Annotated in this window: 4 protein-coding genes; 1 reads left to right on the forward strand and 3 read right to left on the reverse strand. The window is 40.5% G+C overall.

The genetic code is table 11. From position 1 onward, the window contains the following. Nucleotides 1-570 precede the first annotated feature (570 nt). From recG to asnC, 3 genes are read right to left on the reverse strand one after another with little or no spacing between them, the layout of a single operon-like run. Entirely contained in the window at nucleotides 571-2,652 is a 2,082-nt protein-coding gene (gene recG / locus ACTRWE_RS18810) for an ATP-dependent DNA helicase RecG (RefSeq protein WP_462880495.1), read from the reverse strand. A gap of 57 nt (nucleotides 2,653-2,709) precedes the next feature. After that, nucleotides 2,710-3,396 carry a tRNA (guanosine(18)-2'-O)-methyltransferase TrmH gene (gene trmH / locus ACTRWE_RS18815; protein WP_262977290.1) on the reverse strand — a complete coding sequence of 229 codons (687 nt, stop codon included), beginning with the start codon at nucleotides 3,394-3,396 and terminating at the stop codon, nucleotides 2,710-2,712. Nucleotides 3,397-3,437: 41 nt separating this feature from the next. Beyond that, nucleotides 3,438-3,896 (reverse strand): transcriptional regulator AsnC, encoded by a 459-nt coding sequence (gene asnC / locus ACTRWE_RS18820; RefSeq protein WP_013466068.1) that lies wholly within the window; start codon nucleotides 3,894-3,896, stop codon nucleotides 3,438-3,440. Between the two features lie 185 nt (nucleotides 3,897-4,081). On the opposite strand from asnC, the gene asnA reads away from it, so the two are divergent. Further along, on the forward strand, nucleotides 4,082-5,077 hold the full coding sequence (asnA, locus tag ACTRWE_RS18825; RefSeq protein ID WP_076922925.1) for an aspartate--ammonia ligase: 996 nt from the start codon (nucleotides 4,082-4,084) through the stop codon (nucleotides 5,075-5,077). The last annotated feature ends 38 nt before the right edge of the window (nucleotides 5,078-5,115 follow it).

The following is a 5,115-nucleotide window of genomic DNA, read 5'->3' on the forward strand; positions in this document are numbered from 1 at the left end:
CAATAGTCGGGCTTTTTTACGTCTGTAGGAAAGTGAAAATGCAGGTTCGAGGTGAAAGGTAAAAGGCATCAGGTAAAAGTAAAAGAATAAGCGCCTAATGCCGACTCTATACATTTGCTATATGGCTCTCTACCGCTGTGTGCACTACGACATCACCAGGCTCCAAATTGAGAAAGCCCGACTAGAAATAGTCGGGCTTTTTTACGTCTGCAGAAAAGTAAAAACGTAGGTGAAAGGTAAAAGGCATCAGGTAAAAGTAAAAGAATAAGCGCCTAAAGACTACTCTAACGCTGTGGACGACACCACGACATCTTGCAATAAAAGACCTGAGGATAAAGGCATTATGAAAATATATCCGTTTGGGGTAATACCAATCCGCAATAATACTCAATCATTTTGCGGGGCTAAACGTGTCGCTATCTGTGTTAAAAAATTCTCATTTAGAACAACTAAATAGCGAATTTTTTGCCTAGCTATCAACCCGTTTTTCCTGCCTCAAAATAGACCGCTTAATTAAGCGAATTGGTATAAGTCTGGATGATGAAGTGAAAAGTAAAGTTTAAAAACCGACTATGCTTGTGCGTAGTTTGATTTATTACCTAACCAGCGGTGAATAAGTGGGTCTATATGCTGAGGATATTGCTTAAGCATTTGTTGTGCGATGGGTCTTACTTGATTGAGTGTTTGTTTATCGCGTGTTAAATCAGCGATTTTGAATTCGGCTAAACCTGTTTGTTTAGTTCCAAGTACTTCACCTGGGCCGCGTATTTCTAAATCACGTTCTGCGATAACAAATCCATCGTTACTATCGCGCAGTACTCCTAATCGCTTCTGTGCAGTATGAGAAAGTGGCGCACGGTATAAAAGAACGCAATGCGATGCGGTTGCCCCACGTCCTACACGGCCTCGTAATTGGTGAAGCTGTGCTAAACCTAAGCGCTCTGGGTTTTCAATAATAATTAGGCTCGCATTGGGGACATCAACACCGACCTCGATCACGGTTGTTGCGACAAGTACATGAATGTTCCCCGTTTTAAACTCACTCATAATGGCTTGCTTTTCAGTGGCTTTCATTCTCCCATGGACTAAACCAATATTAAGTTCATGTAAGGCTTCTTTTAATTGTAAAGCACTGTCTTCAGCTGCTTGGCATTGTAATACTTCAGACTCGTCTATAAGAGTACATACCCAGTAAACTTGTCGACCTTGTTCATTACAGGCAAGTTTCACTCGACTAATGATGTCATCTCTGCGGGTATCAGGGATGGCAACAGTGGTAATTGGTGTTCTTCCTGGTGGTAATTCGTCGATCACTGAGGTTTCTAAATCGGCATAAGCAGTCATCGCGAGCGTACGTGGTATAGGTGTTGCTGTCATTACTAGTTGATGTGGATAACAATCACCAAAGCGCCCTTTTTCACGCAGTGATAAACGTTGATGAACCCCAAAGCGATGTTGCTCATCAATAATGATAAGTACGAGATTGTTAAATTTTACTTCATCTTGAAATAAAGCATGGGTACCCACAATCATCTGCGCTTCACCAGAGGCGATCATTGCAAGTGTATTAATGCGCTCTTTTCCTTTAGTTTTACCGCCTAACCAAGTAACGGTTATTCCAAGACTTTCAAACCAGCTAGAAAAGTTGATTCCATGTTGCTCTGATAAAATTTCAGTCGGCGCCATTAATGCAACTTGATAGCCTTGTGCTATCGCAGTTAAGGCGCTCAGGGCTGCGACTAGTGTTTTACCCGAGCCAACATCACCTTGAACTAATCGCATCATAGGGTACGCATTTTGTAAATCTGCTTTAATTTCTGATACCACACGACTTTGTGCGTTGGTTGGCGCAAAGGGTAATTGCGCCAAAAACTGTCCCTCTAATGAATTAGTAGGCTCAAGTGCAACGGCTTTAACTTGCTGTCCCTGTTCTCTTACTTTTAATAAACTGAGATTTTGAGCCAACAACTCTTCAAAAACGAGCCGTTGTTGTGCTGGGTGAGTCCCTTGTTCAAGTGCAATGATATCAACGTCATTGGGGGGGCGGTGTAGTAATAATAATGCATCGCTTAACCCAAGTTGCGATGGTTGCCATTGTTGAGGTAGTAGCTCTTCTACTGCGTATTTTTGAAGCAATTCTATTGCCTGTTCACTCAACGCCCTGATAGAGAGTTGCTTTAACCCCTCGGTTGTTGAATAGACTGGCGTAAGTGTTGATGATGTAGGTTGTTGCTCAAAAGTGTCGCTAATACTGTATTCTGGGTGGTTCATTTCAAAGCCAACACGTCCGCGACGTATTTCGCCAAAACAGCGAATTATTTTACCCGTGCTAAATGCGTTTTTTTGTGCTGCGGTAAAATTAAAAAATCGTAGAGTTAACCTACCTGTCCCATCATTTATTTGGCAAACCAGCATACGCCGCTTACCAAAGGTAATTTGGCTTGTTTCAATGGTTGCTTGAACCGTTACATGGCTATGTGCGGTGAGCTCACTAATAGCATAAATACGCGTTCTGTCTTCATACCTTAGCGGTAAATGAAAAAGCATATCTTGTACTGTGGTGATGCCTAGCTTTAAAAGTCGTTCAGCAATTTTAGGGCCTACGCCTTTAAGTTCTGTGATTGGGTATTGGCTTAAGCTAGGTTTAGACAAAGTAGGCTCAATTATTGTTATTTAGTGAGTTAAGTGTACTTATACACTGTATATGCATCAAGTATGTTTTAATGCCTGCCAAAATTGTTCATCCGCAACGATTTCGCCATGCTCATCAAGTGCGGGATAAGGTAAGTTCTTTTGCTTACACTGCCTTGCAATAATTGGGTGGCAGCCTTCAAAATACATTGGATGTTTTATTTCTTCACTCAGCATATTTCTATTATATAACCCAGCTAACTCACGTTGACGTTGTGCTTCGAATAAGATTAATGCTGCTGCAACGGATACATTTAACGATTGCACCATGCCTTGCATTGGAATAATAATGTTTTGATCTGCATATTTGAGCGCTTTTTCTGAGATCCCCGTTTTTTCTTGGCCGACAATAATTGCAGTGGGTTTAGTGTAATCAATTTCTCTAAAATCGACGGCATCTTCACTTAAATGAGTTGCCAAAATTTGTACATCGGGGTTATGAGCACGGATACTGGCTGCGGCATCATCTATATTTTTGTGAAGGTGTGTGTCTAACCAGTTCTTACTGCCACCTGAGGTATTATTGGTTAGCCACTTTTGCTTTTCTGGCCAGACTGCATGCACATGATGGCAACCAACAGCATCGGCCGTTCTGACTATGGCAGATAAGTTATGGTGTTTATGTACGTCTTCTAAACACACGGTAAGATCGGTTTGACGACGTGAAAGTACACTTTCAATTCTTTGATAACGAGTTTGCTGCATGGGAGTCCTCTTTTTCGGCAAATTATACGAGATTTTTCACCTTAAGGCACCACTGTTCGGCTAATCGGGTTTTGTAATGAGATAAGGGTTTCGGTTGACTGAATAGCTTCTATTGCTTGTATTTTATTGATCAACACATCTTGTAGATGATCGATCGAGCGAGTCATTACTTTAATAAAAATACTGTAATTACCGGTGGTGTAATATGCTTCAACAACCTCTTCTAATGATTCAAGCTTAATCAGAGTTTGTGGGTAGTCTCTGGCATTATTTAAATTAATGCCGATAAAACAACATACATCGTAGCCAAGCTGTTTGGTATTAATGGTTAATTGGGTACCTGTAATGATCCCCGCTTGTTTCATTTTTTCAATTCGCACATGAATTGTTCCTGCACTGACACCGAAACGCTTTGCTAATTCAGCATAGGGTGTACGTGCATTATCCATTAATGCATGCAGAATCTGTTTGTCTAGATTATCGATTTGATAATTTTCCATAGGTTTAGTTGCTTTGTATTGTTGTATTTAATGTTTTTATACCATTTTTTTAATGATTTTAATATCGTAAAGCTATTTTTGTTATGGGTTATTGAATTAAACCGTTTAATTGTTACGATAACCATATTGAAGCGCTACTAAGCGCTGAGTCGCCAATACAATAACTGGGAATGAGGCCAATTATTATGAGTTCACACTATGTGCAGCAGCAGCAGCAAATAAGTAAAGTTAAACAATTTTTTTCACAGCAATTAGAGCAAAAGTTAGGCTTAATTGAAGTACAGGCACCTATTTTAGCTAAAGTAGGTGACGGTACTCAGGATAACTTAAGTGGACACGAGAACGCTGTTGCGGTGAATGTTAAAGCCATTAAAGATAGCCGTTATGAAGTCGTGCATTCGTTAGCAAAGTGGAAACGTAAAACTTTGGGCGAGTATGGTTTCTCTAAAGGTGAAGGAATTTACACGCAAATGAAAGCGTTGCGACCTGATGAAGATTCATTAAGTCCAATCCATTCTGTGTATGTTGATCAGTGGGATTGGGAACAAGTTATTTGTGAAAGTACGCAGCGTTCTTTATCTACTTTGAAGCAAACGGTTGAAACTATTTACCAAGGTATTAAAGCTACTGAGAAATATGTTAGTGACAGCTTTGGTTTAACACCATTTTTACCCACAGAGATTACTTTTGTACATAGTGAAGCATTACGTAAAATGTACCCAGATTTTACAGCCAAGCAGCGTGAAAAGGCGATTACTCAAGAATATGGCGCTGTATTTTTAATTGGTATTGGGGGAGCATTGAGTGATGGCAAAATTCATGATGTGAGAGCGCCAGATTACGACGATTGGTCAACCCCGACATGCGAGCAGTACATGGGATTAAATGGTGATATTTTAGTATGGAACCCAGTGCTTGAAGACGCTTTCGAAATCTCATCGATGGGAATTCGTGTAAGCCCTGAAGTATTGCAAACTCAATTAAGTATTACGGGAGACGAAGACCGTTTAGAGTTTGACTGGCATAAGGCATTGCTAGAAAGTAAGCTTCCACAGACAATTGGCGGTGGTATTGGTCAATCTCGTTTAGCGATGCTGTTATTACAAAAACAACATATAGGGCAAGTGCAGGTAGGTGTGTGGCCAGCGCAAACCTATACAAGTGTAGACGGTTTACTATAAAAAGTTGGGGCTGTTACTAACAGCCCCTTATTATTAAG

The sequence above is a fragment of the Pseudoalteromonas sp. G5_S1_54_S4 genome (assembly GCF_054968565.1).

Coding starts and splice junctions, on each gene's coding strand:
- asnC (WP_013466068.1), bottom strand. CDS start 3,896: ATGGAAAATTATCAAATCGATAATCTAGACAAACAGATTCTGCATGCA.
- asnA (WP_076922925.1), top strand. CDS start 4,082: ATGAGTTCACACTATGTGCAGCAGCAGCAGCAAATAAGTAAAGTTAAA.
- trmH (WP_262977290.1), bottom strand. CDS start 3,396: ATGCAGCAAACTCGTTATCAAAGAATTGAAAGTGTACTTTCACGTCGT.